This window comes from Pseudomonas sp. PB3P13, from assembly GCF_054897735.1.
In genome coordinates, this window is record NZ_CM142702.1 from 4507008 (window position 1) to 4533278 (window position 26271).

General features: G+C 58.2%; 25 protein-coding genes, 2 tRNA genes and 2 pseudogenes. 18 read left to right on the forward strand and 11 right to left on the reverse strand.

Going from position 1 to position 26271, the window contains the following annotated elements; genetic code table 11:
• Positions 1-99 precede the first annotated feature (99 nt).
• The 5 genes from ACYZT1_RS20745 to ACYZT1_RS20765 all read left to right on the forward strand — a co-directional run bounded on the left by ACYZT1_RS20745 (position 100) and on the right by ACYZT1_RS20765 (position 5142).
• Entirely contained in the window at positions 100-1086 is a 987-nt protein-coding gene (locus ACYZT1_RS20745; RefSeq protein ID WP_462016495.1) for an NAD(P)/FAD-dependent oxidoreductase, read from the forward strand.
• A gap of 215 nt (positions 1087-1301) precedes the next feature.
• Positions 1302-2261, forward strand: coding sequence for a YbgA family protein (locus ACYZT1_RS20750; RefSeq protein ID WP_462016496.1), 960 nt, complete (start codon positions 1302-1304; stop codon positions 2259-2261).
• Positions 2261-3202: a MerR family transcriptional regulator gene (locus ACYZT1_RS20755; protein WP_462016497.1), complete on the forward strand. Its 942-nt coding sequence runs from the start codon at positions 2261-2263 to the stop codon at positions 3200-3202. Before ACYZT1_RS20750 ends, ACYZT1_RS20755 begins: the two co-directional genes overlap by 1 nt.
• Before the next feature lie 34 nt (positions 3203-3236).
• A complete protein-coding gene (gene phrB, locus ACYZT1_RS20760) occupies positions 3237-4682 on the forward strand; it encodes a deoxyribodipyrimidine photo-lyase (RefSeq protein WP_462016498.1) in 1446 nt (481 codons plus the stop codon).
• 154 nt (positions 4683-4836) lie between these two features.
• Entirely contained in the window at positions 4837-5142 is a 306-nt protein-coding gene (locus ACYZT1_RS20765) for a YkgJ family cysteine cluster protein (RefSeq protein ID WP_462016499.1), read from the forward strand.
• 62 nt (positions 5143-5204) lie between these two features.
• Here the strand turns inward: ACYZT1_RS20765 and ACYZT1_RS20770 are convergent, their stop codons facing one another.
• From ACYZT1_RS20770 to hemA, 6 genes are all read right to left on the reverse strand, one after another.
• Positions 5205-5723 (reverse strand): acyloxyacyl hydrolase, encoded by a 519-nt coding sequence (locus ACYZT1_RS20770; RefSeq protein WP_462016500.1) that lies wholly within the window; start codon positions 5721-5723, stop codon positions 5205-5207.
• A gap of 118 nt (positions 5724-5841) precedes the next feature.
• The gene (gene murI / locus ACYZT1_RS20775; protein ID WP_462016501.1) at positions 5842-6633 is read right to left on the reverse strand and encodes a glutamate racemase; all 792 of its coding nucleotides are present in this window, start codon (positions 6631-6633) and stop codon (positions 5842-5844) included.
• Entirely contained in the window at positions 6626-7381 is a 756-nt protein-coding gene (locus tag ACYZT1_RS20780) for a molybdopterin-synthase adenylyltransferase MoeB (protein ID WP_462016502.1), read from the reverse strand. Before ACYZT1_RS20780 ends, murI begins: the two co-directional genes overlap by 8 nt.
• Positions 7375-8205: a peptide chain release factor N(5)-glutamine methyltransferase gene (gene prmC / locus ACYZT1_RS20785; RefSeq protein ID WP_462016503.1), complete on the reverse strand. Its 831-nt coding sequence runs from the start codon at positions 8203-8205 to the stop codon at positions 7375-7377. The genes ACYZT1_RS20780 and prmC overlap by 7 nt, the downstream gene beginning before the upstream one ends.
• Positions 8202-9281, reverse strand: a complete 1080-nt coding sequence (gene prfA / locus ACYZT1_RS20790; RefSeq protein ID WP_462016504.1) for a peptide chain release factor 1 — start codon at positions 9279-9281, stop codon at positions 8202-8204. Before prfA ends, prmC begins: the two co-directional genes overlap by 4 nt.
• Complete coding sequence (gene hemA / locus ACYZT1_RS20795) at positions 9278-10567, reverse strand: glutamyl-tRNA reductase (protein ID WP_462016505.1); 1290 nt, start codon at positions 10565-10567, stop codon at positions 9278-9280. The genes prfA and hemA overlap by 4 nt, the downstream gene beginning before the upstream one ends.
• Before the next feature lie 244 nt (positions 10568-10811).
• Between hemA and ACYZT1_RS20800 the strand changes: the two genes are divergently transcribed.
• The 8 genes from ACYZT1_RS20800 (at position 10812) to ychF (ending at position 17742) form a co-directional block, all read left to right on the forward strand.
• On the forward strand, positions 10812-12536 hold the full coding sequence (locus ACYZT1_RS20800) for a tetratricopeptide repeat protein (protein WP_462016506.1): 1725 nt from the start codon (positions 10812-10814) through the stop codon (positions 12534-12536).
• Between the two features lie 4 nt (positions 12537-12540).
• A complete protein-coding gene (gene lolB / locus ACYZT1_RS20805; RefSeq protein WP_462016507.1) occupies positions 12541-13158 on the forward strand; it encodes a lipoprotein insertase outer membrane protein LolB in 618 nt (205 codons plus the stop codon).
• 2 nt (positions 13159-13160) lie between these two features.
• Positions 13161-14012 (forward strand): 4-(cytidine 5'-diphospho)-2-C-methyl-D-erythritol kinase, encoded by an 852-nt coding sequence (gene ispE / locus ACYZT1_RS20810; protein WP_462016508.1) that lies wholly within the window; start codon positions 13161-13163, stop codon positions 14010-14012.
• A 36-nt stretch (positions 14013-14048) separates the two neighbouring features.
• Positions 14049-14123: transfer RNA gene (locus ACYZT1_RS20815), tRNA-Gln, on the forward strand.
• A gap of 45 nt (positions 14124-14168) precedes the next feature.
• The gene (locus ACYZT1_RS20820) at positions 14169-15110 is read left to right on the forward strand and encodes a ribose-phosphate pyrophosphokinase (RefSeq protein ID WP_003171603.1); all 942 of its coding nucleotides are present in this window, start codon (positions 14169-14171) and stop codon (positions 15108-15110) included.
• Between the two features lie 142 nt (positions 15111-15252).
• Positions 15253-15861 carry a 50S ribosomal protein L25/general stress protein Ctc gene (locus tag ACYZT1_RS20825; RefSeq protein ID WP_462016509.1) on the forward strand — a complete coding sequence of 203 codons (609 nt, stop codon included), beginning with the start codon at positions 15253-15255 and terminating at the stop codon, positions 15859-15861.
• Positions 15862-16033: 172 nt separating this feature from the next.
• Positions 16034-16618 carry an aminoacyl-tRNA hydrolase gene (pth, locus tag ACYZT1_RS20830; RefSeq protein WP_010458286.1) on the forward strand — a complete coding sequence of 195 codons (585 nt, stop codon included), beginning with the start codon at positions 16034-16036 and terminating at the stop codon, positions 16616-16618.
• A 23-nt stretch (positions 16619-16641) separates the two neighbouring features.
• A complete protein-coding gene (gene ychF, locus ACYZT1_RS20835; RefSeq protein ID WP_462016510.1) occupies positions 16642-17742 on the forward strand; it encodes a redox-regulated ATPase YchF in 1101 nt (366 codons plus the stop codon).
• A 118-nt stretch (positions 17743-17860) separates the two neighbouring features.
• On the opposite strand, the gene ACYZT1_RS20840 is transcribed toward ychF, so the two are convergent.
• The 4 genes and pseudogenes from ACYZT1_RS20840 to ACYZT1_RS20855 all read right to left on the reverse strand — a co-directional run bounded on the left by ACYZT1_RS20840 (position 17861) and on the right by ACYZT1_RS20855 (position 20859).
• Complete coding sequence (locus tag ACYZT1_RS20840) at positions 17861-18334, reverse strand: HIT family protein (protein WP_462016511.1); 474 nt, start codon at positions 18332-18334, stop codon at positions 17861-17863.
• Between the two features lie 377 nt (positions 18335-18711).
• On the reverse strand, positions 18712-19929 hold the full coding sequence (locus tag ACYZT1_RS20845; RefSeq protein WP_462016512.1) for an MFS transporter: 1218 nt from the start codon (positions 19927-19929) through the stop codon (positions 18712-18714).
• A gap of 401 nt (positions 19930-20330) precedes the next feature.
• Positions 20331-20525 (reverse strand): annotated as a pseudogene (locus ACYZT1_RS20850) (type II toxin-antitoxin system RelE/ParE family toxin); the annotation flags it as partial.
• 88 nt (positions 20526-20613) lie between these two features.
• Positions 20614-20859, reverse strand: coding sequence for a type II toxin-antitoxin system ParD family antitoxin (locus ACYZT1_RS20855; RefSeq protein ID WP_462016513.1), 246 nt, complete (start codon positions 20857-20859; stop codon positions 20614-20616).
• Between the two features lie 105 nt (positions 20860-20964).
• On the opposite strand from ACYZT1_RS20855, the pseudogene ACYZT1_RS20860 reads away from it, so the two are divergent.
• The 5 genes and pseudogenes from ACYZT1_RS20860 to ACYZT1_RS20880 all read left to right on the forward strand — a co-directional run.
• A pseudogene (locus tag ACYZT1_RS20860) lies at positions 20965-21150 on the forward strand (hypothetical protein); the annotation flags it as partial.
• 115 nt (positions 21151-21265) lie between these two features.
• Positions 21266-21342: transfer RNA gene (locus tag ACYZT1_RS20865), tRNA-Met, on the forward strand.
• A gap of 162 nt (positions 21343-21504) precedes the next feature.
• Positions 21505-23337, forward strand: coding sequence for a gamma-glutamyltransferase (gene ggt / locus ACYZT1_RS20870; RefSeq protein WP_462016514.1), 1833 nt, complete (start codon positions 21505-21507; stop codon positions 23335-23337).
• Positions 23338-23453: 116 nt separating this feature from the next.
• Positions 23454-24263 carry an AraC family transcriptional regulator gene (locus tag ACYZT1_RS20875; RefSeq protein ID WP_462016515.1) on the forward strand — a complete coding sequence of 270 codons (810 nt, stop codon included), beginning with the start codon at positions 23454-23456 and terminating at the stop codon, positions 24261-24263.
• A 77-nt stretch (positions 24264-24340) separates the two neighbouring features.
• On the forward strand, positions 24341-24709 hold the full coding sequence (locus ACYZT1_RS20880; protein WP_462016516.1) for a cupin domain-containing protein: 369 nt from the start codon (positions 24341-24343) through the stop codon (positions 24707-24709).
• A gap of 57 nt (positions 24710-24766) precedes the next feature.
• Here the strand turns inward: ACYZT1_RS20880 and ACYZT1_RS20885 are convergent, their stop codons facing one another.
• Positions 24767-26080 (reverse strand): MFS transporter, encoded by a 1314-nt coding sequence (locus ACYZT1_RS20885; RefSeq protein WP_462016517.1) that lies wholly within the window; start codon positions 26078-26080, stop codon positions 24767-24769.
• Between the last annotated feature and the right edge of the window lie 191 nt (positions 26081-26271).

The window sequence follows — 26271 nt, forward strand, 5'->3', positions numbered from 1 at the left end:
AAGCTGTCAGAACGAGAACGCTAAAAGTTATACCAAAAAACAATATTGTACAGGTTTCATCCACGGCGTAGTCTGTACAGAAAGGTAAACGAGGCCCCTATGACTGTACCTATCGCAATCATTGGCACCGGCATCGCCGGACTCTCCGCCGCTCAGGCGCTAACGGACGCCGGGCACGTCGTTCAACTTTTCGATAAAAGCCGTGGCAGCGGCGGTCGCATGTCGAGCAAGCGCAGCGATGCAGGTGCGCTGGACATGGGCGCACAATATTTCACAGCGCGCGATCGGCGTTTTGTAACGGAAGTGACGCGCTGGCAATCCCAAGGCTGGGTCGCCGAATGGACGCCGCAGTTGTACACCTTTCACGGTGGTCAACTGAGTCTGTCGCCGGACGAGCAGACTCGATGGGTCGGAACGCCGCGCATGAGTGCAATCACCAGAGGCTTGCTGGGCGACCTCGAAGTTCAATTCGCCTGCCGGATCACCGAGGTTTATCGCGGTGAAGACTATTGGCATCTGCAAGACGCCGATGGCTTCACTCACGGGCCATTCAGTCATGTGGTCATCGCCACGCCGGCTCCGCAAGCCACGGCCTTGCTAGCCGGGGCGTCGAAGCTCGCCGGCGCTGCCGCCGGGGTGAAAATGGACCCGACCTGGGCGGTTGCGCTGGCCTTCGATACGCCCCTGGAGACACCCATGGAAGGCTGTTTCGTGCAGGACAGCCCGCTAGACTGGCTGGCTCGCAACCGCAGCAAACCCGGGCGCGACACGACGCTGGACACTTGGGTATTGCATGCCACCAGCGCCTGGAGTCGTCAACACATCGACCTGTTCAAGGACGCGGTGATCGAACACTTGCATGGGGCCTTTGCCGAACTGCTGCACGACGCCATGCCTGCACCTACCTTCAGTCTCGCCCACCGCTGGCTCTACGCGCGCCCCGCGAGCAGCCACGAATGGGGCACCCTGGCCGATGCCGATCTGGGCCTGTATGCCTGCGGCGACTGGTGTCTGTCGGGTCGCGTCGAGGGTGCCTGGCTCAGCGGCCAGGAAGCTGCCCGCCGTTTGCGCCAACACCTGCAGTGAACCGCTTCAATCCAGACAACCTGCTGCTGTCGAAGGACAGCAGCTCACCCGAAAAAATTGTGAAAGGCATTTTTTGGTCACCGGACTGTTCCGAACGAAGTCGGTCGGCAGCGCAAAACTTATACAAATAATTTGACTTGTACACCTTTGAATCTATGATTGAGCACTCTTGTACAGGTATTGAAATCTGTACAGATCTGATTCGAGGTGCTCCGATGCCCCACTCCGCCGCGAAACCCAAACTAGCGATCAGCGCCTGTCTGATGGGTGCCGAAGTGCGCTTTAACGGTGGCCACAAGGAATCGCGGCTGTGCAGTCGCACACTTGCTGAATATTTCGATTTCGTCCCGGTTTGCCCTGAAGTGGCCATCGGCCTGGGCATTCCTCGCGCCCCCATCCGCCTGGTCGGTAACCCCGATCATCCACAGGCCATCGGCACCGTCCACGCTGACATCGACGTCACCCTGCCGCTGACCGCGTACGGGCAGCAGATGGCTGCGGAACTGGACGATATCTGCGGTTATATTTTCATGCAGAAATCACCGTCCTGCGGCCTTGAACGGGTCAAGGTTTTTCATGCCAACGGTGCGCCGGTGGACGGTGGCGGACGCGGTATCTATGCCCAGGCTTTCTGCGAGCAACATCCGGACTTGCCGGTGGAAGAAGACGGCCGGCTCAACGACCCTGTGCTGCGGGAAAACTTCCTCACCCGGGTATTTGCCTACAGTGCCTGGCAGCAGTTGCTCGTGGCAGGCTTGACCCGGCATGGCCTGACGCAATTCCACGCGCGCTACAAATACCTGCTGATGGCGCACAGCCCGGTGCATTACAAGCGTCTCGGCAATCTCCTCGGCAATATGGGCCGGACGGATCCGGAGGAACTTGGTCCGCGGTATTTCAGTGAGTTGATGGCGGCGCTGAAAACATGCGCGACACGCCGCACCCATACGAATGTCCTGCAACACATCAGCGGCTATCTGAAACAGGCGATCAGCACCGAGGACAAACAGGAGATGCAGCACGTGATCGGCCAATATCGCCAGGGCATCGTTCCGCTGGTGGTGCCGCTGACTTTGCTCAAGCATCACTTTCGCCAACATCCCGATCCGTACATTGCGCAACAGGTTTACCTGCAACCGCACCCGGAAAACCTCAGCCTGCGAAACGCTATTTGATGAAAATTCCACTCGACACCAGCGCTGCCGAAGACCTCGGCGCGGACTTCAGGAAAGCCCTCGACGAAGGTTGGCTGCCTATCCGCGAAGTGTCGCGGCAGACCGGTGTCAACGCTGTTACGTTGCGCGCCTGGGAGCGCCGGTACGGTCTGATCGTGCCCCAACGCACCCCCAAGGGCCATCGACTGTTCAGCCCCGAACACGTGCAGCGCATTCTGGCCATTCTCACGTGGCTCAACCGGGGCGTGGCGGTCAGCCAGGTAAAGCAACTGCTCGATACCCCGCAGGCATTTACCGGAACGGTCGAGAATGACTGGCAACTATTGCGCCAGACGTTGTTGCAAGCCATCACCCGACTGAATGAACGCTCGCTCGACGACACCGTCAATCAGGCCATGGCACTGTATCCGCCACGGACCCTGTGCGAACAATTGATGATGCCGCTGCTCAGCGACCTCGAGCAACGCTGGCGAGGGCAGTTTGGTGCGCAAATGGAACGCGGTTTTTTTTACTCCTGGCTGCGCAGCAAATGGGGTGCGCGTATCTACCATAACAACCGTCAGTTACGCACCACGCCGTTTCTGCTGATCAATCAATCAGACTTGCCCCTGGAGCCTCATTTGTGGCTCACGGCATGGCTGATCAGCAGCGCCGATTGCCCGGTGGAAGTGTTCGATTGGCCCCTGCCCGCTGGCGAGCTTGCACTGGCGGTCGATCACCTGAAAGCCCGCGGCGTCCTCCTGTATTCCAGCAAAGCCGTAAACATTGCGCAGCTGACAAAACAATTCAATGGCGTCAGTTGCCCAAAAATAATTGCCGGGCCCACGGTGTGCATTCATCACGCCGAGTTGTCCGCACGACCGAGCAATATGGCTGATTTGTATCTGGCTGCAGATCCTCTGGCAGCCCATCAGGTGCTCGTCGAGCGCGGTTTAATCTGATGGTGCTTTTTCAATGAATTCGGCGGACTCCTCCATGCAATTGATCTGGCTGCGCAGCGACTTGCGCCTGAACGACAACACAGCACTGACCGCCGCCGCGGCTCGCGGCCCGTGCGTCGCGGTGTACCTGACAAGCCCGGAGCAATGGCGAGAACACGACGATGCGCCATGCAAAGTGGATTTCTGGCTGCGCAACCTCGCCGAGCTGAGCCTGACGCTCGGTGAACTGAATATACCTTTGCTGATCCGCCACGCGCCGCGCTGGGAGCAAGCGCCCGCCGTCCTGCTCGAGCTTTGTCAGCAACTGAAAGTCGAGGCCGTACACGTCAACGAAGAATACGGCATCAATGAATCCCGCCGTGATGCGGCCGTGGCCGAGGCGTTGAATGCCCGCCATGTGCAGTTTTTCAGCTATCTGGATCAACTGCTGTTCAAACCAGGCAGCGTGCTGACCAGAACCGGCACCTACTTTCAAGTCTTCAGCCAATTTCGCAAAGTCTGTTATGAACGCTTGCATCGATCACTGCCGAGCCTGGTTGCGGCGCCCGTCGCTCAGGTGCCGCTGAAGATTCCCAGCGACAAGGTGCCGTCGCGAGTCGAGGGGTTTGAAACGCCGAGCGACCACTTGCGCGCTCTCTGGCCCGCTGGCGAAGCCGAAGCCCGCAGACGCCTCCACACGTTTACCGACGCGCAAATCGACTACTACAAAAACGAACGCGATTTCCCGGCAAAACCCGGCACCAGCCAATTGTCCGCGTACCTTGCCGCCGGAGTGGTTTCGCCTCGCCAGTGCCTGCACGCGGCGTTGCAAAGCAACCAGGGCGAGTTCGAAAGCGGGAAAGTGGGTGCGGTCACCTGGATCAACGAACTGCTCTGGCGAGAATTTTACAAACACATTCTGGTGGGCTACCCGCGGGTCTCCCGTCACCGCGCGTTTCGCCCGGAGACCGAAGCGCTGGCCTGGCGCGACGCTCCGGATGAACTGCTCGCCTGGCAGGAGGCGCGCACTGGCCTGCCGATCATCGACGCCGCCATGCGCCAGTTGCTCGACACTGGCTGGATGCACAATCGCCTGCGCATGGTGGTGGCGATGTTTCTAACCAAGAATCTGCTGATCGACTGGCGCGAAGGCGAGCGGTTTTTCATGCGCCACTTGATTGATGGCGACCTGGCGGCGAACAACGGCGGCTGGCAGTGGAGTTCATCAACCGGCACTGACTCGTCACCGTACTTCCGCATTTTCAATCCGCTCAGTCAGTCGGAAAAATTCGATAGCGAGGGCGTGTTTATCAAACGCTGGCTTCCGGAACTGGCGGCGCTCAATAAAAAGGACGTGCACAACCCGAGCCATCTGGGTGGCCTCTTCGGTGTGGCGGATTATCCGTCACCGATCGTCAACCTCGGTTCGTCCCGTGCTCGCGCGCTGGCAGCGTTCAGGAACTTGCCTTCTCGACAACCTGCCGGAGGTGAAGGCGATTGAGTACGGACTTTTTATCATTACCCGGCTGAACAATCGTTGCGATTGGTAAACGAATCATGCGCAGACAGCCACCGATCATGGCTAGTCCGGGGCTGCCCTGAACGCCCGTCAGGCCTTCACCCGCAATCAAGCGGTTTGCCTTACACTGCGCACCATGAAAACCATCGCCCACACGCAAATCGTCGAGCCCGCTGTCACGTGCTCTAGCTGCGCAGCCTGCTGTTGTCAGCTCGAAGTCATGCTGATCACGGACACCGGTGTGCCTGAACGGTTTATCGATACCGATGATTGGGGTGGGGAAGTGATGTTGCGTCTGGAGGACGGCTGGTGCGCCGCGCTGGATCGCGACAGCATGATGTGTACGATTTACGAAAAACGTCCGCTGATCTGCCGCGAATTCGAGATGGGCGCACCGGAGTGCCTCGAAGAACGCCAGGGCATCACCACGGCGTATCGCTGAGAGCGCCAGTGCCGGATATCCAATGTGGGAGCGAGCAAGCTGACTCCCACAGCGTCATCCCGTTACAGCGGCATCGTGTAGTGCAGCGCGTAGCTCTCTACACCATCGTTTTCACTGCTCAGGCCGGCGTTGGAATAGTGCGTGGCACGGATCCCGACTTCATGCCCGCCCTTGAAGCGCAAACCGAAACCGAGACGGTCTTCAAACTGGAAAGAACTGCCAAGGTTGTTGCTTTCGTATTCGGTGTTGGAAAAGAACGCCACACCGATACCGGCTTCAACATAAGGCTTCACGTTTTCCCCGGCGAACTCATAAACAAACACGGGAGAGAACGACAGGCTGTTGTTGCTGGATGTCTTGTCGCCTTCCCAATAGGTGTAAGCGCCGCTCCAGTAACCGGTCACCCGACCGACATCACTTTGCAGCCAGCTCTTGTCCCAGTCGAACTGCATGCCCAGTCGGTAGGTCATGGTCGAATCGCTGGTCGCGCCAACTCCAAACTCCACACCTGCCGCCTGTGCGGTGTAAGTGTGCCCCATCAGTGCGGCCGCAATCGCGGCCAAGCAGAATAGTCGCTTCACTTGTAACATCCTTTTTGCGAACTGAATTCGTAAGGTTTTTGGTCACTCAACAGACTAGCTATAGAAATCGACGTTTAAGCAGAAGTTCAGCCCGTTCAGGCGTTATTTCACATTTTTTTTACAATTCGAAGCTTCGCACATTGCCGGCCGAATTCCAAAGCGTCGGCAGGACATTCCGGAAATGCTCCGGATCGGCGCTGGTCCAGAACTGCGCGGCGCGTACAGGCCCCTCCGCCAGCAGGTCCCGCGCCGCCAGCAAGCGTTGAAGTTGCCGTGCGACTGCGGCGCCGGTGTCGATCAGGCTGATGTCATCCGCAAGCATCTGCCGGAGCATAGGTTTTAGAAACGGATAATGTGTGCAGCCGAGAATAATCGTGTCACACCCGGCGGCCAGCAACGGCTGGACGTAGCGCTCCAGCAACTGACGCAGGACGGGGCTGTGCAGGTCGCCCTTTTCAATCAGCTCCACAAGGCCCGGACATGGCTGGGTAATCACTCGCACATCCGTGGCAAAGCGGTCGAGCAATGCCGCGAATTTGGCACTCTGCAAAGTGCCGGTCGTGGCCAGCACTCCGACCACGCCGCTGCGGGTCGCGGCGGCAGCAGGCTTGACCGCCGGCTCCATGCCGACGATGGGCCAGTCGGGATAATCGCGGCGCAAATCGGCGACGCCGGCCACGGTCGCGGTGTTGCAGGCGAGCACGAACGCCTTGGCGCCCTGCTGACGAAAAAAACCGGCCATCACGCTGCAACGCTGACGAATGAATTCCGGCGTTTTTTCGCCATAGGGAACGTTGCCGCAATCGGCGACGTACAACAAGGACTCATTGGGCAGCAAGCGCTGGATTTCACCGAGCACCGACAATCCCCCGACCCCGGAATCGAACACCCCGATCGGCGCTTCACGCATGTGTCGGCCCACAGACACTGCAACCGGGATCACGCCTGACCCGCAGTTCTCGAAATCGCGAGCCCAGGGCATCGATCAACAACAGCCGTCCCACCAGCGGTTCGCCAAAACCTGCCAAAAGCTTTAACGCTTCCAGCGCCTGGAGGCTACCGACCAGGCCCACGAGAGGCCCGACGACACCGGCTTCACTGCACGTCAGCTCGGCTTCGCTGCCATGCCCGTATAAACAGTGATAGCAGGGACTTTCCGGGCGGCGCGGGTCAAACACCGACAGCTGCCCTTCAAGGCGAATCGCCGCGCCGCTCACCAGAGGCTTGCCGCCCGCCACGCACGCAGCGTTGACCGCTTCGCGGGTAGAGAAATTATCTGAGCAGTCCAGCACCAGGTCGACCGCAGCCACGACAGAGGCGAGCGAATCGTCGTCCAGCGCTGCGCGATGGGCGACCAGACCGATCTCGGGGTTGATGGCGCTCAACCGGCGCATCGCCGAGTCGACCTTGCTCACGCCGACGCTGCTGGTGTCGTGAATGATCTGGCGTTGCAGGTTGGTTAGATCGACCGTGTCGAAATCAGCCAAATGCAGTTCACCCACGCCTGCAGCGGCGAGGTAAAGCGCGACCGGCGAGCCGAGACCACCGAGGCCGACGATCAACACGCGGCTGCCCTTGAGTCGTAGCTGACCTTCGATGTCGACGTGCTGCAGCAGAATCTGCCGACTGTAGCGCAACAATTCCTGATCATTCAGCACGGCAGGCGCCCCAGACTGATGCGTTGGTGGCCGCCCAGATCGATGCGGCTATGGACTTCTTCGAAACCATGGGTCAGCAGCAAATCGCGCACGGCTTCAGCTTGATCGTAGCCGTGTTCGAGCATCAACCAGCCGCCAGCCTCGAGGTATTGCGGTGCCTGGGCGGCGATCAAACGTAAATCGTCGAGCCCATCGACACCTGCCACCAAAGCGCTCTCGGGCTCAAATCGAACATCGCCTTCGGCCAGATGCGGATCGGACGAGGCGATGTAAGGCGGGTTGCTGATGATCAGATTGAAGTGCTGACCCGCCAGGGCGCTGAACCAATGACTGCTGAGCACCGTGGCATTGTTCAGATGCAGGCGCTCGCGATTGCGTTCGGCCAGCGCAACGGCTTCGAGCACACGATCAACGGCCGTGACCTTCCAGGCCGGACGCTCGCTCGCGAGGGCCAATGCGATGGCGCCGCTGCCGGTGCCCAGATCCAGCACGTTGGCAGGCGTCGCCGGGAGCAATTCCAGCGCGGCTTCCACCAGCAGTTCGGTGTCCGGGCGCGGGATCAGCGTGTGCGGCGCGACTTCCAGATCGAGCTTCCAGAAACCCTGCTGGCCCAGAATATAAGCGACGGGCTCACCACCGCGGCGACGCTGCAAATAGGACGCAAACTTCAACGCCGCGTCGCTCGGGACAATGCGCTCCGGCCAGGTGTGCAGAAAACTGCGTGATTTGCCCAGCGCCGCCGCGAGCAGCAATTCGGCGTCCAGACGCGCCGTCGGCGAATCGGGCAGATCGGCCGCGCGCAGCAAACTGGCAATGATCGTCATTCTATCGCTGCCAATTGGTCAGCCTGGTATTCGGCCAGCAGGGGCTCGATGACCGCATCGACGCCGCCTGCAAGAATCTCATCAAGAGAATACAGCGTCAGGTTGACGCGATGGTCGGTGACCCGGCCCTGGGCAAAATTGTAGGTGCGAATGCGCTCGGAGCGATCGCCGGACCCCACCAGCAATTTGCGTTCGCTGGCGATCGCATTGGCGGCGGCGCTGGTCTGCTGGTCATTGAGTTTGGCCGACAACCATGCCATCGCCCGGGCACGGTTCTTGTGCTGCGAACGTTCTTCCTGACACTCGACAACGATGCCCGAGGGAATGTGCGTGATTCGGATCGCCGAGTCAGTCTTGTTGACGTGCTGGCCGCCGGCCCCCGAAGATTTGTAGGTGTCCACCCGGATATCCGCCGGGTTGATCTCGATCGCTTCCTGCTCATCCGGCTCGGGCAATACGGCCACGGTGCAGGCCGAGGTGTGGATTCGGCCCTGCGATTCTGTCGCCGGAACGCGCTGCACACGGTGCGCGCCGGACTCGAACTTCAACTTGGCGTAGACGTTCTCGCCTTCAACCCGGGCGATGACTTCTTTATAGCCGCCATGCTCGCCGATGTTTTCCGAGAGGATTTCCACGCGCCAGCCGCGACGCTCGGCGTACCGCGAATACATGCGGAACAGGTCGCCGGAGAAAATCGCCGCTTCGTCACCACCGGTGCCGGCGCGGATTTCGAGAAAGACGTTACGCCCGTCGTTGGGATCTTTGGGCAGCAGCAAACGTTGCAGGCTCGCCTCGATTTCGAGCAATTGTTCCTTGGCTTCGCGAACTTCTTCCACGGCCATTTCGCGCATGTCCGGGTCGCTGTCCTTGAGCAGTGCCTGCGCACCTTCGAGGTCGCTTTGCACTTTGAGCAGCTGTTTATAGGTATCGACCACCGGTTCGACTTCGGCGTATTCCTTGGAATAGGCGCGAAACCTGGTCTGATCGGCAATGATTTCGCCGTCGCCAAGCAACGCGGTCAGTTCTTCGAAACGATCCTGGAGGATGTCCAGCTTATTGAGCAGTGACGCTTTCATTGCGGTTTCTTATCCGAAAAGCTATCCGATGAGCCCTCACCGAGGGCAAAGAGTTCCTGGGCCATGGCCAGTGCGTCGAGGCGACCTTCGGCAGAAAGCTTTTTCAACTGCACGCTCGGGGCATGCAGGAGTTTGTTGGTGAGCCCGCGCGCCAATTGCACCAGCACGTCTTCGGCGCTGCTACCGTTGGCCAGCATGCGCTGGGCTTTCTGCAGTTCTTCATCACGCAGGCGCTCGCTCTGTTGGCGATAAGCCTTGAGCACATCCACCGCCGCCAACTCGCGCAGGCGCACCATGAAATCTTCGGCGCCGACCGAGACCATTTCTTCAGCGGCCTGGGCTGCACCTTGCCGGCTCTTGAGGTTTTCGGCGACCACTTCGTGAAGATCGTCGACGCTGTAAAGATAAACGTCGTCCAGCTCGCCGACTTCCGACTCGATGTCCCGCGGGACGGCGATATCCACCATGAAGATCGGCTTGTGTTTGCGCAGTTTCAGGGCGCTTTCCACGGCGCCCTTACCAAGGATCGGCAGCTGACTGGCGGTGGAACTGATAACGATGTCGCTGCGCACCAGCTCCGCCGGAATGTCCGAAAGCAATACCGCATGGGCACCGAACTGCTCGGCCAGGATGCTCGCGCGTTCCAGGGTGCGGTTGGCGACCACAATGCGTTTCACGCCCAGCTCATGCAAATGGCGAGCGACCAGAGTGATGGTCTCGCCTGCACCGATCAAAAGCGCCTGACTGCGTTGCAAATCACTGAAAATCTGTTTCGCCAGGCTCACCGCGGCGAATGCCACGGAGACCGGGTTCTCGCCGATGGCAGTGTCGGTTCGCACTTGTTTGGCGGCATTGAACGTCGCCTGGAACAAACGCCCCAGCAGTGGACCGATGGTGCCGGCCTCGCGGGCTACGGCGTAGGCCGACTTCATCTGGCCAAGAATCTGCGGCTCGCCCAGCACCAGCGAGTCGAGCCCGGAGGCGACGCGCATCATGTGACGAACTGCCGCATCATCTTCGTGCACATACGCACTGGCGCGCAGGTCTTCGAGGCTCAGATGATGATAATCGGCCAGCCAGCGCAACACGATGTCCGCCGAAAGGTGATCCTGTTCTATATAGAGTTCACTGCGATTGCAGGTAGAGAGGATCGCAGCTTCGCGGCTGTCGGTGAGTCGGCAGAGCTGCTGCAAGGCCTCAACCAGTTGCTCAGGGGTAAAGGCCACGCGCTCGCGGACGTCTACTGAAGCAGTCTTGTGGTTGATACCGAGTGCAAGGAAGGCCATTCAAAGTCGCTGGTGGTGACGTGAAGCCGGCAATTGTCCTACTTCGACAGATTGAGAACAACTACTCGATATCTATTGGGGTGGCAGGTTTTGTACAGGGCTGGGAGTGGTTCTCGTTTACACCCGCCCCTGTAAGAGCCGGCAGAGGTTGCGTGCGGCTTACGTCGTAAAATAGTCGGCGGTTATGTTTGGCCAACGCTTGTGTCATGATGATCCGACCGCAGGTTAGTCGTCCTCCTCCTATATGAATAGATCCTCCGCGTTGCTCCTCGCTTTTGTCTTCCTCAGTGGCTGCCAGGCCTTGGCACCCGTTCCGCCGGACGGTACGCCTCCGGTCGAAGACAGCGTTCCAGCTCCTGAAAAGCCCAAGGTTTACGGCTCATTCAGCGAAGAAACCGTCTTCAGCCTGTTGAGCGCCGAACTCGCTGGCCAGCGCAATCGTTTCGACATTGCCCTGGACAATTACGTCACTCAGGCAATCAATACCCAGGATCCGGGCGTCTCCGAAAGGGCATTCCGCATCGCCGAATACCTGGGCGCCGATCAGGCTGCCCTGGATACTGCACTGATCTGGGCGAAAAATGCCCCGGACGATCTCGAGGCGCAACGGGCTGCGGCTGTGCAACTGGCGCGGGCCGGTCGCTACGACGACTCCATGGTCTATATGGAAAAGGTCTTGCTGGGCAAAGGCGATACGCATTTCGACTTCCTTGCGCTGTCCGCCGCCGACACCGACCAGGAAACCCGCAACGGTCTGACGAAAAGTTTCGACCGGTTGCTGCAGCGCCATCCCAACAACAGCCAGCTGATTTTTGGCAAGGCCTTGCTCATGCAACAGGACGGAGACGCCAAAGGCGCGCTGGCCCTGCTGGAAGACCATCCGCCGGAAGCCGGCGAGATCGCCCCGATTCTGCTGCGTGCGCGCCTGCTGCAAGCGCTCGATCGTGGCGACGAAGCCTTGCCGCTGTTGAAGAAAAGCATTCGGACGTTTCCGGATGACAAGCGTCTGCGCCTGACTTATGCACGAACGCTGGTCGAACAGAACCGCATGGACGACGCCAAAGTCGAATTCTCCAGCCTGGTTCAGCAGTATCCGGAAGACGACGAACTGCGTTACTCCCTGGCACTGGTGTGCCTGGAGGCCAAGGCCTGGGACGAGGCCAAAGGTTATCTCGAAGATCTGATCGCACGGGAAAGCCACGTTGATTCGGCGCACTTGAACCTCGGTCGTATCGCTGAAGAGCGCAACGATCCCCAAGGCGCGCTGATCGAATACGCCCAGGTTGGGCCCGGTAACGATTACCTGCCGGCGCAATTGCGTCAGGCCGATATCCTGATGAACAACGGCAAGACCGGCGAAGCGCAACGGCGTCTGGCGACCGAACGTGACGAGCAACCCGACTACGCGATCCAGCTCTACCTCATCGAAGCTGAAACCCTGTCCGCCAACAAACAGGGCGACAAGGCCTGGTCGGTGCTGGCCAAGGCCTTGCAGCAATACCCGGACGACTTGAATCTGCTGTACACGCGGGCCATGCAGGCGGAAAAACGAAATGATCTGGGGCAGATGGAAAAAGACTTGCGCCTGATCATCAAGCGCGACCCGGACAATGCGATGGCGCTGAACGCTCTGGGCTACACCCTGTCGGATCGTACGACCCGTTATGCCGAAGCCAAGGCGCTGATCGAACAGGCGCACCAGATCAGCCCGCAAGACCCGGCAGTACTCGACAGTCTCGGCTGGGTAAACTTTCGCCTCGGCAACCTTGATGAGGCTGAACGCTATCTGCGTCAGGCCCTGGAGCGTTTCCCCGATCAAGAAGTCGCCGCACACCTTGGCGAAGTGCTTTGGGCCAATGGCAAGCAACGCGAAGCCCGGCAAATCTGGAGCAAGTTCCTCAAGGAACAACCCGACAGCCCAATCCTGCGCAGCACCATCAAGCGCCTGACCGGATCAGAGACCCTTTAAGATTATGTTTTTGCGCCACTTCATCGTGTTCAGTTTCATCGCCCTGCTCGCCGGTTGCGCGGGCTTCGGTGCCCGCGAGTCAGTCCAGGGTCAAGGCGATCCGGGACAATGGCGTGAGCACAAACAACAGCTGACTGGCCTCGACGGCTGGCAGATCAATGGCAAGATCGGCATTCGCGCACCCAAAGATTCCGGAAGCGGCACCCTGTTCTGGTTGCAGCGCCAGGATTACTACGACATTCGCCTGTCCGGCCCGCTGGGGCGCGGCGCAGCACGTCTGACAGGGCGCCCCGGCCAAGTGTCGCTGGAAGTGGCCAATCAGGGACGCTACGAAGCGCCGACCCCTGAGCAACTGCTCGAAGAACAACTGGGCTGGAAACTGCCAGTGTCTCACTTGGCCTGGTGGGTGCGCGGGCTCCCGGCGCCAGACAGCAAAAGCCGCCTCACCCTTGATGCCGACAGCCGCCTGGCGGGTCTGGATCAGGACGGCTGGCAGGTCGAATACCTCAGCTATGCCGAGCAGAACGGCTTCTGGCTGCCCGAGCGCATCAAGCTGCATGGCACCGACCTTGACGTCACGCTGGTGATCAAGGAATGGCAGCCGCGCAAACTGGGTCAATAATCATGAACGCTCCGCGCCTGACGCTGCCCTCCCCGGCCAAACTCAATCTGATGCTGCACATTCTTGGCCGCCGGGAAGACGGTTACCACGAGTTGCAGACTATTTTTCAGTTTCTCGATTATGGCGATGAAATCACTTTTGCCGTGCGAGAGGACGGTATGGTCCGTCTGCACACCGAATTCGATGGCGTGCCCCACGACAGCAATCTGATTGTTCGCGCGGCGAAAAAACTTCAGGAGCAATCCGGTTGTTCGCTCGGCATCGACATCTGGATCGAAAAAATCCTGCCCATGGGGGGCGGTATCGGCGGCGGCAGTTCGAATGCCGCGACCACATTGCTGGGTCTGAATCACCTTTGGCATCTCGATTGGGATGAGGATCGGTTAGCGGCTCTGGGCCTGACGCTTGGCGCAGATGTCCCGGTTTTCGTGCGCGGTCACGCGGCTTTTGCGGAGGGCGTTGGCGAGAAACTGACCCCTGTAGATCCCGAAGAACAGTGGTATCTCGTACTGGTGCCGCAAGTATCTGTAAGTACAGCAGAAATTTTTTCAGATCCACTGTTGACACGTAACACTCCTCCCATTAAAGTGCGCCCCGTTCCCAAGGGAAACAGTCGAAATGACTGCTTGCCGGTGGTAGCAAGGCGTTATCCAGATGTTCGTAACGCATTGAATTTGCTAGGTAAATTTACCGAAGCAAAACTCACCGGAACTGGAAGTTGTGTGTTTGGGGGCTTCCCAAGCAAAGCTGAAGCTGATAAAGTCTCGGCCCTTCTTACAGAGACCCTTACAGGGTTTGTAGCAAAAGGAAGCAACGTTTCGATGTTGCATCGCAAGCTGCAAAATCTGCTCTAAAGGAATCGAGTACTGGGTACTCGTTGCAACAGATACAGGGGCGTCGCCAAGCGGTAAGGCAGCAGGTTTTGATCCTGCCATGCGTTGGTTCGAATCCAGCCGCCCCTGCCATTTTCAATACTCATCCAGGTTACCCTCAGCCTCTAGGTACTGCGCGTGTCCAAGATGATGGTCTTTACGGGGAATGCTAACCCCGATCTGGCTCGGCGTGTTGTACGTCAGCTGCATATCCCTCTCGGTGACATCTCTGTCGGCAAGTTCTCCGACGGCGAAATTACTGCCGAGATCAATGAAAACGTCCGCGGTAAAGATGTCTTCATTATTCAGCCGACTTGCGCTCCGACCAACGATAACCTGATGGAACTGGTAGTGATGGCTGATGCCTTCCGCCGCTCCTCGGCTACTCGTATCACTGCTGTAATTCCTTACTTTGGTTATGCCCGTCAGGATCGCCGTCCGCGTTCCGCACGTGTGGCTATCAGCGCAAAAGTTGTCGCTGACATGCTTACCGTAGTCGGCATCGACCGTGTTCTCACGGTTGACCTGCATGCTGACCAGATTCAGGGCTTCTTCGATATTCCCGTCGATAACATCTACGGCTCCCCGGTTCTGGTGGACGACATTGAAGATCAGCGCTTCGAAAACCTGATGATCGTATCCCCGGATATTGGCGGCGTCGTGCGTGCACGTGCTGTGGCCAAATCTCTGGGCGTGGATCTGGGGATCATCGACAAACGCCGTGAGAAAGCCAATCACTCTGAAGTGATGCATATCATTGGTGATGTCGAAGGGCGCACCTGCATTCTGGTCGATGACATGGTCGATACCGCCGGCACTCTGTGCCACGCGGCAAAGGCTTTGAAAGAGCATGGCGCAGCCAAGGTTTTCGCCTACTGCACCCACCCTGTGCTGTCGGGTCGTGCAATCGAAAACATTGAAAATTCCGTGCTGGACGAGCTGGTGGTGACTAATACCATCCCGCTGTCCGCTGCAGCACAAGCCTGTGCGCGTATCCGCCAACTGGATATCGCACCGGTAGTTGCCGAGGCGGTTCGCCGCATCAGCAATGAAGAATCGATCAGCGCGATGTTCCGTTAAGGGCCCTGCCCTTTTCATTACATCTCGTTGACGAAAAGCGCCCCGCCCCGGCATTCCTGTCGGGGCGGGGCTTTTTTGCCCATATCGCCTTTAGCGCTGGTCGCAAACGCTGGGGCGAATGTGGTTATTTTGGAGATACAACATGAACGATTTTACTCTGAATGCTGAAGTGCGTTCCGACCTGGGGAAAGGTGCGAGCCGCCGCCTGCGTCGTCTCGCAAGCCTGGTTCCAGCTGTAGTTTACGGTGGCGACAAAGCCCCTGAATCCATCAGCATGCTGGCTAAAGAAGTTGCCAAACTGCTCGAAAACGACGCGGCTTACAGCCACATCATCGAGCTGAACGTTGGCGGCACCAAGCAAAACGTAATCATCAAAGCTCTGCAGCGTCACCCGGCCAAAGGCCACGTGATGCACGCCGACTTCGTGCGCGTTGTAGCTGGCCAGAAACTGACCGCTATCGTGCCTGTGCACTTTGTTGGTGAAGAAGCTCCGATCAAGAAAGGCGGCGAAGTTTCACACGTCACTTCCGAAATCGAAGTAACTTGCCTGCCGAAAGATCTGCCTGAGTTCATCGAAGTCGACCTGTCGAACCTCGAAATCGGCGACATCGTTCACATGTCCGACATCAAAGCCCCTAAAGGCGTTGAGTTTGTTGCTCTGGCACACGGCGATGACAAGGCTGTTGCCAACGTCCACGCCCCACGTGTCGTTGCAACAGAAGATGCTCCTGAAGAAGGCGCTGCAGAGTAATTATTGCTCTGTAATGCCGGAGTGAGCAGGTTACATCGCGGACTGGAACGTAGCGAGAAAGCGGGCGGGAACGCGGAGTTTACATAATGGTAAATGAGCACTTGTCGTCCACTTTCGCCGCACACACCGATTGCGGCGATGTTATCCACTACTCCAAGGAAGGGCCCCTATCGTGACTGCCATCAAACTGATCGTTGGCCTGGGTAATCCAGGCGCTGAATACGAACAGACCCGGCATAACGCAGGGGCCCTTTTTGTTGAGCGCATCGCGAACGCACAGGGCGTGAACCTTGTGGCGGATCGCAAATATTTCGGCCTGACCGGGCGCTATTCGCATCAGGGTCAGGATGTTCGTCTGCTGATTCCCACCACGTACATGAACCGCAGCGGCCAGGCCGTGGCGGCACTCGCAGGATTCTTCCGCATTACGCCTGAAGAAATCCTCGTGGCGCATGACGAACTCGACCTGCCTCCAGGCGTTGCCAAGCTCAAACAGGGCGGCGGCCACGGCGGTCACAACGGGTTGCGCGACATCATTGCGCAACTGGGCAATCAGAATACCTTCTACCGCTTGCGGCTTGGCATTGGCCACCCGGGCGTAGCCAGTATGGTTTCAAATTTCGTCCTGGGTCGTGCGCCACGCGCCGAACAGGAAAAACTCGATGCCAGCATCGACTTTGCCCTCGGCGTGCTGCCGGATATCCTCGCCGGTGAATGGAACCGCGCGATGAAAAACCTGCACAGCCAGAAGGCCTGACTCTACTCCTCGGGGAAAACACCATGGGATTCAATTGCGGCATCGTCGGCCTGCCTAACGTCGGCAAGTCCACCCTGTTCAACGCCCTGACCAAATCCGGGATCGCGGCCGAGAACTTCCCCTTCTGCACCATCGAGCCGAACACCGGCATCGTGCCGATGCCGGACAGCCGCCTCGAAGCCCTGGCAGCCATCGTCAATCCCAAACGCATCCTGCCGACCACCATGGAATTCGTCGACATCGCCGGCCTGGTTGCCGGTGCGTCGAAAGGTGAAGGCCTGGGCAACAAGTTCCTCGCCAACATTCGCGAAACCGATGCCATCGCGCACGTGGTCCGCTGCTTCGAAGACGAGAACGTGATTCACGTTTCCAACAGCGTCGACCCAAAACGCGACATCGAGATCATCGACCTGGAATTGATCTTCGCCGACCTCGACAGCTGCGAGAAGCAACTGCAGAAAGTCACCCGCAACGCCAAGGGTGGCGACAAGGATGCTGTGGTCCAGAAAGCGATGCTGGAGCAATTGATCGCCCACTTCACCCTCGGCAAACCAGCTCGCACGCTGATGAAAGGCATGAATGCCGACGAGAAAGCGGTGCTGCGCGGTTTCCACCTGCTGACCACCAAACCGGTCATGTACATCGCCAACGTTGCCGAAGACGGTTTCGAGAACAACCCGCTGCTGGACGTGGTGAAGGCCATCGCCGAAGAAGAAGGCGCGATGGTGGTTCCGGTCTGCAACAAGATCGAAGCTGAAATCGCCGAGCTGGAAGACGGCGAAGAGAAAGACATGTTCCTCGAAGCCCTGGGCCTCGAAGAGCCTGGTCTGAACCGCGTAATCCGCGCCGGCTACGAAATGCTCCACCTGCAGACTTACTTCACTGCCGGTGTCGAAGAAGTCCGCGCCTGGACCGTTCGCGTCGGCGCCACAGCACCGCAAGCGGCTGGCGTGATCCACACCGACTTCGAAAAAGGCTTCATCCGCGCTGAAGTCATCGCCTACGATGACTTCATCCAGTACAAGGGCGAAGCAGGTACCAAGGAAGCCGGCAAATGGCGCCTGGAAGGCAAGGACTACATCGTCAAGGACGGCGACGTGATGCACTTCCGTTTCAACGTCTGAGTTCATTCAGAACGAGAAACCGCCCAAGAAAAAGCCGCGTTAATTCGCGGCTTTTTGTGCATGGTTGTAATTCACTGAATCATACCCAAGGACAATGTGAACTGTGACTTTGATAAATTTAAGGCAGTAAATCCATGCGTCCAGATAAAACATTTGCTAATGATGCCAGATGATCATCATCTGCACGCATCCCATCATGAGAAGAAATATATCCTTCGTACTTATTGAAGTACTTATCTACGTTTGACGATATCTTTTTAAAATTACTATTTTGGCCGGTACCATGCATGGGGAATAACTTTGCATGTAAATGATCGATTCCGTAACCCTCGAACACCATAGCGGTCCGACCTACACCCTCCAGCGTCTCATCCAGAATTCTGGCAACCTTTTTTGAAGCTAATACCAAGTTAGATAACACTTCATCACTCTGCTCAAATGCATAACTTGAGAAATGCGCTTTAGGAATCACGACTGAAGCGCCTACTGTATTTGGGAAAATAGATAAAAAGGCGATATGCCTTTCGTCCTCCCATATAACATGGGCTGGCGAATTACCTTGCACTATGTCACAGAAAATACATGATCGCATTCGTCGTATTACTCCCTCAATCCCGGAGCGAAAATAGTTCGAGAGTCCCACCGAGCAATACTTGTTCTCTGGACCCCGAATGACTTGACAGCTAAAGATGCTAGTAAATTCGCGCTCAACATGGAAGCCAAACACAAATTCATTGGTCCATAACTAGGCATGATTGCGCTGGGCAGTGAGTAGCGTGGTCACGTGTGGAACTGACTTCCGCTCCTTGGTTGTGAGTTGGTTAACTTCTTTTTGAGGAACAATTGAGGCGTTTACGACCGGCGCCATCTTTCCGTAGCAAGCTGTCTCGCAGCACCAAAACTTGCACTGGGTACAGTTAGCCATGGGCGATTGTAGGTGCATGCTTACTCCCACAGGGCCGTGTGCGTTCAAGCCTTTCTGGTCCTCGGCAAAAAAATCGCCAGCACGCCCAGCAGTGGCAGGAACGAGCACAGGTAATACACGTATTCAATCCCGTGAATATCTGCCAGGTGCCCGAGCAACGCTGCACCAATCCCGCCGAAACCGAACATCAAGCCGAAGAACACCCCGGCGATCATGCCAACGTTGCCCGGCACCAACTCTTGGGCATAGACCACGATGGCCGAGAACGCCGAGGCGAGGATGAAGCCGATCACTACGCTGAGCACCGTCGTCCAGAACAGGTCGACATGGGGCAACATCAAGGTGAATGGTGCGACCCCAAGAATCGAAAACCAGATCACTGCCTTACGCCCGATCTTGTCGCCGATCGGTCCACCAAAGAATGTCCCCGCAGCCACCGCGCCCAGAAACAGGAACAAATGCAGTTGCGAACTCGCCACCGACAGGTCGAACTTCTCGATCAGGTAAAAGGTGAAGTAGCTGGTGAGACTCGACATGTAGAAATACTTGGAGAACACCAATAAACCGAGTACCACCAATGCACTGGTGACCCTGCCTTTCGACAGCCCGTGTGTTGCCGCCTGGCCTTGTTTTAGCTTGAACAGGTTCAGGTGATTGGCGTACCAGCGGCTGATCCGGTAGAGCACAAACAGTGCAAATACCGCGAACAAACCGAACCACGCCACGTGGCCCTGACCGAACGGGATGATGATTGCCGCGGCCAGCAGCGGCCCGAATGCCGAGCCCGCGTTGCCGCCGACCTGAAACGTCGATTGCGCCAAACCGTAGCGCCCGCCAGAGGCGAGTCGTGCCACGCGTGACGCTTCCGGGTGAAAGGTCGACGAGCCGATCCCGATCAACCCCGCCGCCAGCAAAATCATCGGAAAGCTGCCGACCACCGACATCATCAAAATGCCGATCAACGTGCACACGGTCCCCGCCGGGAGCAACCAGGGTTTGGGATGGCGATCCGTGTGGTAACCCACCCACGGTTGCAACAACGACGCCGTCAGCTGAAAAGTCAGCGTGATCAGGCCTACCTGGGTAAACGTCAGTCCGTAGTTGGCCTTGAGCATGGGGTAGATCGAAGGCAGCACGGACTGGATCAGGTCATTGATCAAATGCGCCAGCGCCACCGCGCCGATGATGCGCATGACCAACGGGCTGCTTTGGGAAGTCGCGGACGCCGGAGCTGTGCCGGTCTGGGCGTTGCTGATAGCCATGAGTTTTTCCGTACAACAGGTGGGTGCAAACAGCGAGTGGGCCAATGTGCCATTTTTCGGTGCACCAGCGCCATCCCCTTAGCGAGCTAACGAACAGTACCGGCCGTGATAGCGCAACGCCATGGTCTAAATCTGGGGGGCCGGGGAGCAGTGGAACCGAAAACCAACGTAAGCACGAATTAGAGTTCGCTGTACTCGTTATAGGTCGTGGAACAGCGAACTTTGATTGGTGAAACGAGTTTATCGCACCACTTGGGGGTAGTTACGGCCTTTCTTGGTGCTCGCTGAAAAGGTTTCATAAAACGGTGGTTTTATCGAACCACCTAGGCTGCACACGGGTTTTCGGGCAGGTACTGAAGCTTAAATGCACTTTCTGTTCCATTGCTCCCCAACACTCAGCATCACAAGTGGCGTGTTGCATCCATTGCTTTGTGCAAAATACGCACAATAGCAACGCCGTAAGGTTCTACGGTTAAGTAGACCGTGTGATGTTCAATGCTTATGCGGCGATAGCCCTTTCGGATTTCATCGCAGCCCCTAGCCCTTTCGGGCCACGCCGCTAAGTCATCAAAGGCGGTCGTTAGGATATCTATGTAGTCGTGGGCCTGTTAGAGACTCCACGTCTGAGCGGTGTAGCGCCAAATATCCTCCAGATCCATTTCTGCGGCAGGCATAAGTCGATATTCAACCATGCTTATTCATCATGCGTTGTTTGAATGCTTCCGCATTGAATGGGTGAGGCTCACCGCTGGCTTCACCGGCGATCAGTGCGGAGCGGATAGCTTCAAGGCTATAGCGTTGTTCCTGCTCTCGGCGGATGAGGTCGCGGATACATTCGCTGTCGTTCGTGTACTGACCGGAATCAATTTGAGCCTTGATCCAGCTGTCTTGCGCGTCGGTCACAGTGATGGTTTTGCGCACGGTAGCCATGATTTACCCTCAAGGTTGTTGATAGGTGCAAAATATCATACTAGTGATGCGTTTTTTCGCGGCGGTGAGCTTACGTTGGTTTTTGGTTCCATTGCTCCCCCAACCCCAATCGCCACAGCGGTCGACGAACAAGCGACAACCGCGGATGAAGTCAGCGGCAACATCCAGCAAGTTGATCAGGCGGCGATGCGCCTGCTTGAAGGTGCTCGAGCGGTTAACGTGGCAGCAGACACTTTGAGCCAGGGCAGTAAGGCATTGAGCGCGAATACTGGCAGATTTCAGCTCAGTTGAGCCGGGCTGAGTCAGACTTCTGCGAGGTAGAGGGATAAGCGGTTGAAAGCGCAGAGAAATATTTTGGATTTACGCTTGACGCATCCACCATAGCGGTGAATAATGCGCGCCACTTGGCTACATAGCTCAGTTGGTTAGAGCATAGCATTCATAATGCTGGGGTCCGGGGTTCAAGTCCCTGTGTAGCCACCAAGTACTAAAAACGGCTTACCGAAAGGTAGGCCGTTTTTTTATGCCTTCAGAAAAGTGACCGAATACGACGGCCAAATACGTCTCGACCACAGTCCGCTGTTTGCGCCCACCCCCATCCGCCGATAAAGTCCCTGGATCTTTCTCACGGATGGAGCGCCCCGCGTGTTTTCGATTTCGCCTCTGAGCTGCCATCGCCGGTCCACACTTTCACTGATTGCGCTCGCGCTGACCCTCGCTGCCTGCAGCGCCCCGCCCTCCTCCACGTTGCCGACTGCCCCGGAAGTCGGTTCGGGCTATCGCACCGACCTGCAAACCCGATATGCCGCGAAACACATGGCCGCAGCGGCGAATCCGCTCGCGGCGCAAGCCGGGCGGGAGATGTTGCGTGAGGGAGGGTCAGCGATTGATGCGGCCATTGCGATGCAAGCAGTGTTGACGCTGGTCGAGCCGCAGTCGTCGGGCATCGGTGGCGGTGCGTTCATCGTGCTCTGGGATGGTCAGAATGTGCGCACTTATGACGGTCGGGAAACCGCACCGGCCGGGGCCACCGAAAAGATGTTCCTGCAAGCGGACGGTACGCCGATGGGGTTCCCTCAGGCGCAGATCGGCGGCCGCTCGGTGGGCACTCCGGGCGTGTTGCGGGCGCTGGAACTGGCCCATCGAAAACACGGGCGCCTGCCGTGGGCACGACTGTTTGAGCCGGCTATCAGACTTGCCGAGCAAGGATTCGCTATCTCGCCTCGCTTGCATCAATTGATGACCTCGGACAGATTCCTGCGCAGTTCACCGGAAATGATCGCCTACTTCCTGAATGCCGACGGCAGCCCGAAAGCCGTCGGCACCCGCTTGAAAAACCCGGCGCTGGCCGCGGTGTTGAAACGCATCGCCAGAGAAGGCCCGGATGCGCTTTACAAAGGCGCCATCGCGCAGGAGATCGTCGCCAAGGTTCAGGGCCACGCCAATCCCGGCAGCCTGTCGCTGAGTGATCTTTCCGATTACACCGCCAAGGAACGCCCGCCACTGTGTACAGACTACAAACGCTGGCAGATTTGTGGCATGCCTCCGCCGTCGTCTGGCGGTGTCGCCCTCGCACAGATCCTCGGCACCTTGCAGGCACTGGAACAGCGTGACCCGCGCTTCAACCTCGCCGCACTCGCGCCGGTCAAAAACGCCAAACCAGCGGGCATGGAACCGACATCGCAAGCCGTGCACCTCATCTCCGAAGCCGAGCGTCTGGCCTACGCCGACCGCGCGCAGTACCTGGCGGATGCAGACTTCGTACCCGTCCCGGTCAAAGGGCTGGTGGATCAGGGTTATCTGACCCGCCGCGCTGCCCTGATTGGCGATCGCAGCATGGGCACGGCCAAACCTGGCACGCCTGCTGGCGTTCAGGTTGCTTATGCACCCGACCGTTCGCCGATGCGTATTTCCACCTCGCAAGTGGTCGCGGTCGATAACGCCGGCGGCGCGGTCTCGATGACCACCACCGTTGAATCGGCCTTTGGCTCGCACCTGATGGTTCAAGGTTTTATCCTCAACAACCAGATGACCGACTTCTCGTTCATTCCTGAGGAGAACGGGCAAAAGGTTGCCAATCGCGTCGAGCCGGGAAAACGACCGCGTTCATCCATGGCGCCGACCCTGATCTTCGATCGCCAGACCGGCGAATTCCTCGCCACCCTCGGCTCGCCGGGCGGTTCGCAAATCATCGAGTATGTAGCTAAATCCGCCATCGGCCTGCTCGACTGGAACCTCGACCCGCAAACCGCCATCAACCTGCCCAACTTCGGCAGCCGCAACGGCCCGACCGAACTGGAACAAGGGCAGTTCAGCGCCGAGCTGATCCAGGCTTTGAAAACCAAAGGGCACGCCATCAGCGAAATCGACATGACCAGCGGCACGCAGGCGATTGTCCGGATCAAGGATGCACAAGGCAAAGCGTCGCTCGCGGGCGGTGCGGATCCGCGGCGGGAGGGTGAGGCGGTTGGGGATTAAATTCGGCGCAGCACCCAGGTGAATAAAAAGCACTGCGTACATTCGGATCCCGTCCGCTGGAAGACAGCCGACCGACTCCGGGTTAATGTAATCCGCATGACATCAAGACCATCACCATGACCAGACACCCGCCCCGCCACGACTGGTTTCATCGCGCCCCCGACGTCAACGGCCTGCAGCGTTTCGAGGCGTATTTCGCCGGGCACGGTTATGATCTGCACCGCCACGATACTTACGCCATCGGGCATACCCTGGCCGGCGTGCAGAGTTATCAATACCGCGGCGCCTGGCGGCACAGCCTGCCCGGCGCGACGATGGTGCTGCATCCGGACGAAGTGCACGATGGCGAGGCCGGGACCGAAACAGGGTTCCAGTACCGGATGATGTACATCGAACCGGCGCTGATCCAGCAGATGCTGGGCGGTCAACCGTTGCCTTTCATCAAGGACGGACTGTCGGCCGACCCACGCCTGTTCGCGGCGACACAAACGCTGTTGCGCAGTATCGAGTGCCCCCTTGATCCGCTGGAAGAGCAGGACGCGCTGTTCGATCTGGCCCACGCGTTGAACAACGAATCCGGCGTGAAGGCCGCCCGATCCAGCTTCGATTATGTCGCCGCAGAACGCGCCCGGGAATACATGCACAGCGCACTGGATCGCACCGTGACCCTGGAAGAACTGGCGCAGCACAGCGGTCGGGATCGCTGGAGCCTGTCGCGGGACTTTCGCCTGTTGTTTGGCACCAGCCCCTATCGCTACCTGACCATGCGCCGCCTGGATCTGGTCCGCTCGCTGTTGACACAGGGCCAGTCGCTGGTCAGCGCCGCATTGATTGCCGGTTTCACCGATCAGAGCCACATGACTCGCCAGTTCAGCAAAACCTACGGCCTGTCACCGGCACGCTGGATGAAAATGCATCGCCGCTGATGCCACGCACAATCGTACAAGAATCACCTTGATGCGCTGGTTATCGTGGCTTGACGATCAACCACGAGACCTGCCGCATGAAAGCTTATGAAAGCCTTAATTTCGCCGAAAAAATAGCCCGGATCGGCCCCCACTGGACGCCGCGCGTCATCGCCGAGATGAACGACTACCAATTCAAAGTGGTGAAGCTGCTCGGTGATTTCATCTGGCATGACCACCACGACACCGACGAAGCATTCATCGTGCTCGAAGGCCAGCTACGCATCGACTTTCGCGACGGCCACGTCCTGGTGAATGCCGGTGAAATGTACGTAGTGTCCAAGGGTGTCGAGCACAAACCCTTCGCCGAGCAGGAGGTGAAACTTCTGCTGATCGAACCCAGGGGTGTTCTTAACACGGGTGACAAGGGTGGCGAGCGCACGGCGCAAAATGACGTCTGGCTGTAACCCCGCAATGCAGTGAATGCGCGCTTGGGTCGACAAGTGATTGGCAAACTGGCGTGCTCAGGTGGCACCGGCACCCGGGCAGCTTTCACGCCGAGGCATCCGGGTGCCAAAGTACGCGGCACTGCTCATGCCGACGGCCCCCATCAGTGCGCAGAAAATGACGCAAATCCACGGACTCCAAGGCATCAGACCGATCAACAGCAGCGGTGTGATACTCGCCCAGGCGGCGTAGGCAATGTTGTAGGTGAACGAAATTCCCGAGACGCGAATTCGAGCGGGAAACAGGCTGATCATCACCGAAGGCACTGCGCCGACCACGCCACAACCGAGCCCGGCAATGGCGTAAGCCAGGCCGGCCCAGTCGCCGCCGGTGATCAGGCAGGTATAAAGCACGCCAATGCCCAGCGGCAGTAACAGGCTGTAAAGCATCACTGTGCGCCAGGCGCCTGTCCGGTCAACCAGCAACCCGGCCAGCACGCAGCCAATATTGAGAAAAACGATGCCCAACGCGCTCAAGGCGAAGGTGTGGCTGGCGGTCATGCCGAAGGTTTTCTGCATCATGGTCGGCGTGATGACCACAAACACTACGACCGCCGACGTCAGTACGCAGGTAAGGAGCATTGCCGGCAGCATCGCCAGGCGATGCTCACGCAGCACCGTGCGCAGCGGCAGTTCGACGGTGGCCTCGCGCTGCGCCTGCAGCGCCATGAACACCGGGGTTTCGCTGAGCCAGCGGCGCAACCAGACGCCGAGGATGCCGAACGCGCCGCCGAGCAGAAACGGGTAACGCCAGGCGTAATCGAGAATCTCCTGCGGGGTGAACACTTGCGCGAGGAAGGTCGCGGTCAGGGCGCCGATCAGATAACCGAACGTCAATCCGGCCTGCAGGAAGCCGAGGGCATAACCGCGATGCCCGACCGGTGCATGCTCGGCGACGAACACCCAGGCGCTCGGCACTTCGCCGCCCACCGCCGCGCCCTGGAAAATCCGCAGCGCCAGCAATAACAGCGGGGCGAAATAGCCGATTTGCGCGTAGGTCGGCATGATGCCGATCAGCAGACACGGCAACGCCATCATCAGGATACTCAGGCTGAAAACTTTCTTGCGACCCAGGCGATCGGCGAAATGCGCCATCAGAATTCCGCCCAACGGCCGCGCCAGATAGCCCGTCACGAAAATCCCGAAGCTTTGCAGCAGGCGCAACCATTCCGGCATTTCCGGCGGGAAAAACAGCTGGCTCAAGGTCAGGGCAAAAAATACGAAAATGATGAAATCGTAGATTTCCAGCGCGCCGCCAAGGGCAGCGAGCCCCAGCGTTTTGTAGTCCGAACGGCTGAACGGCGCCGGGCGCGAATCGATTGTAGCGGTCATCAAAATAGCTCTGGCAGAGGCAAAAAACCGAGTCGGCCATGGTCTACGTAAATGCGCCGACGAACAAGCCGTTAGACCATAGTCCTGCATGGCTGAAAGTTCGTCACAAATCGTGTGTTATTGATTTACTGTTGGCACCTGTCCAACCGGGCCTTCGCGGCCTGAAGACCACAACAAACATAAAAATTCGA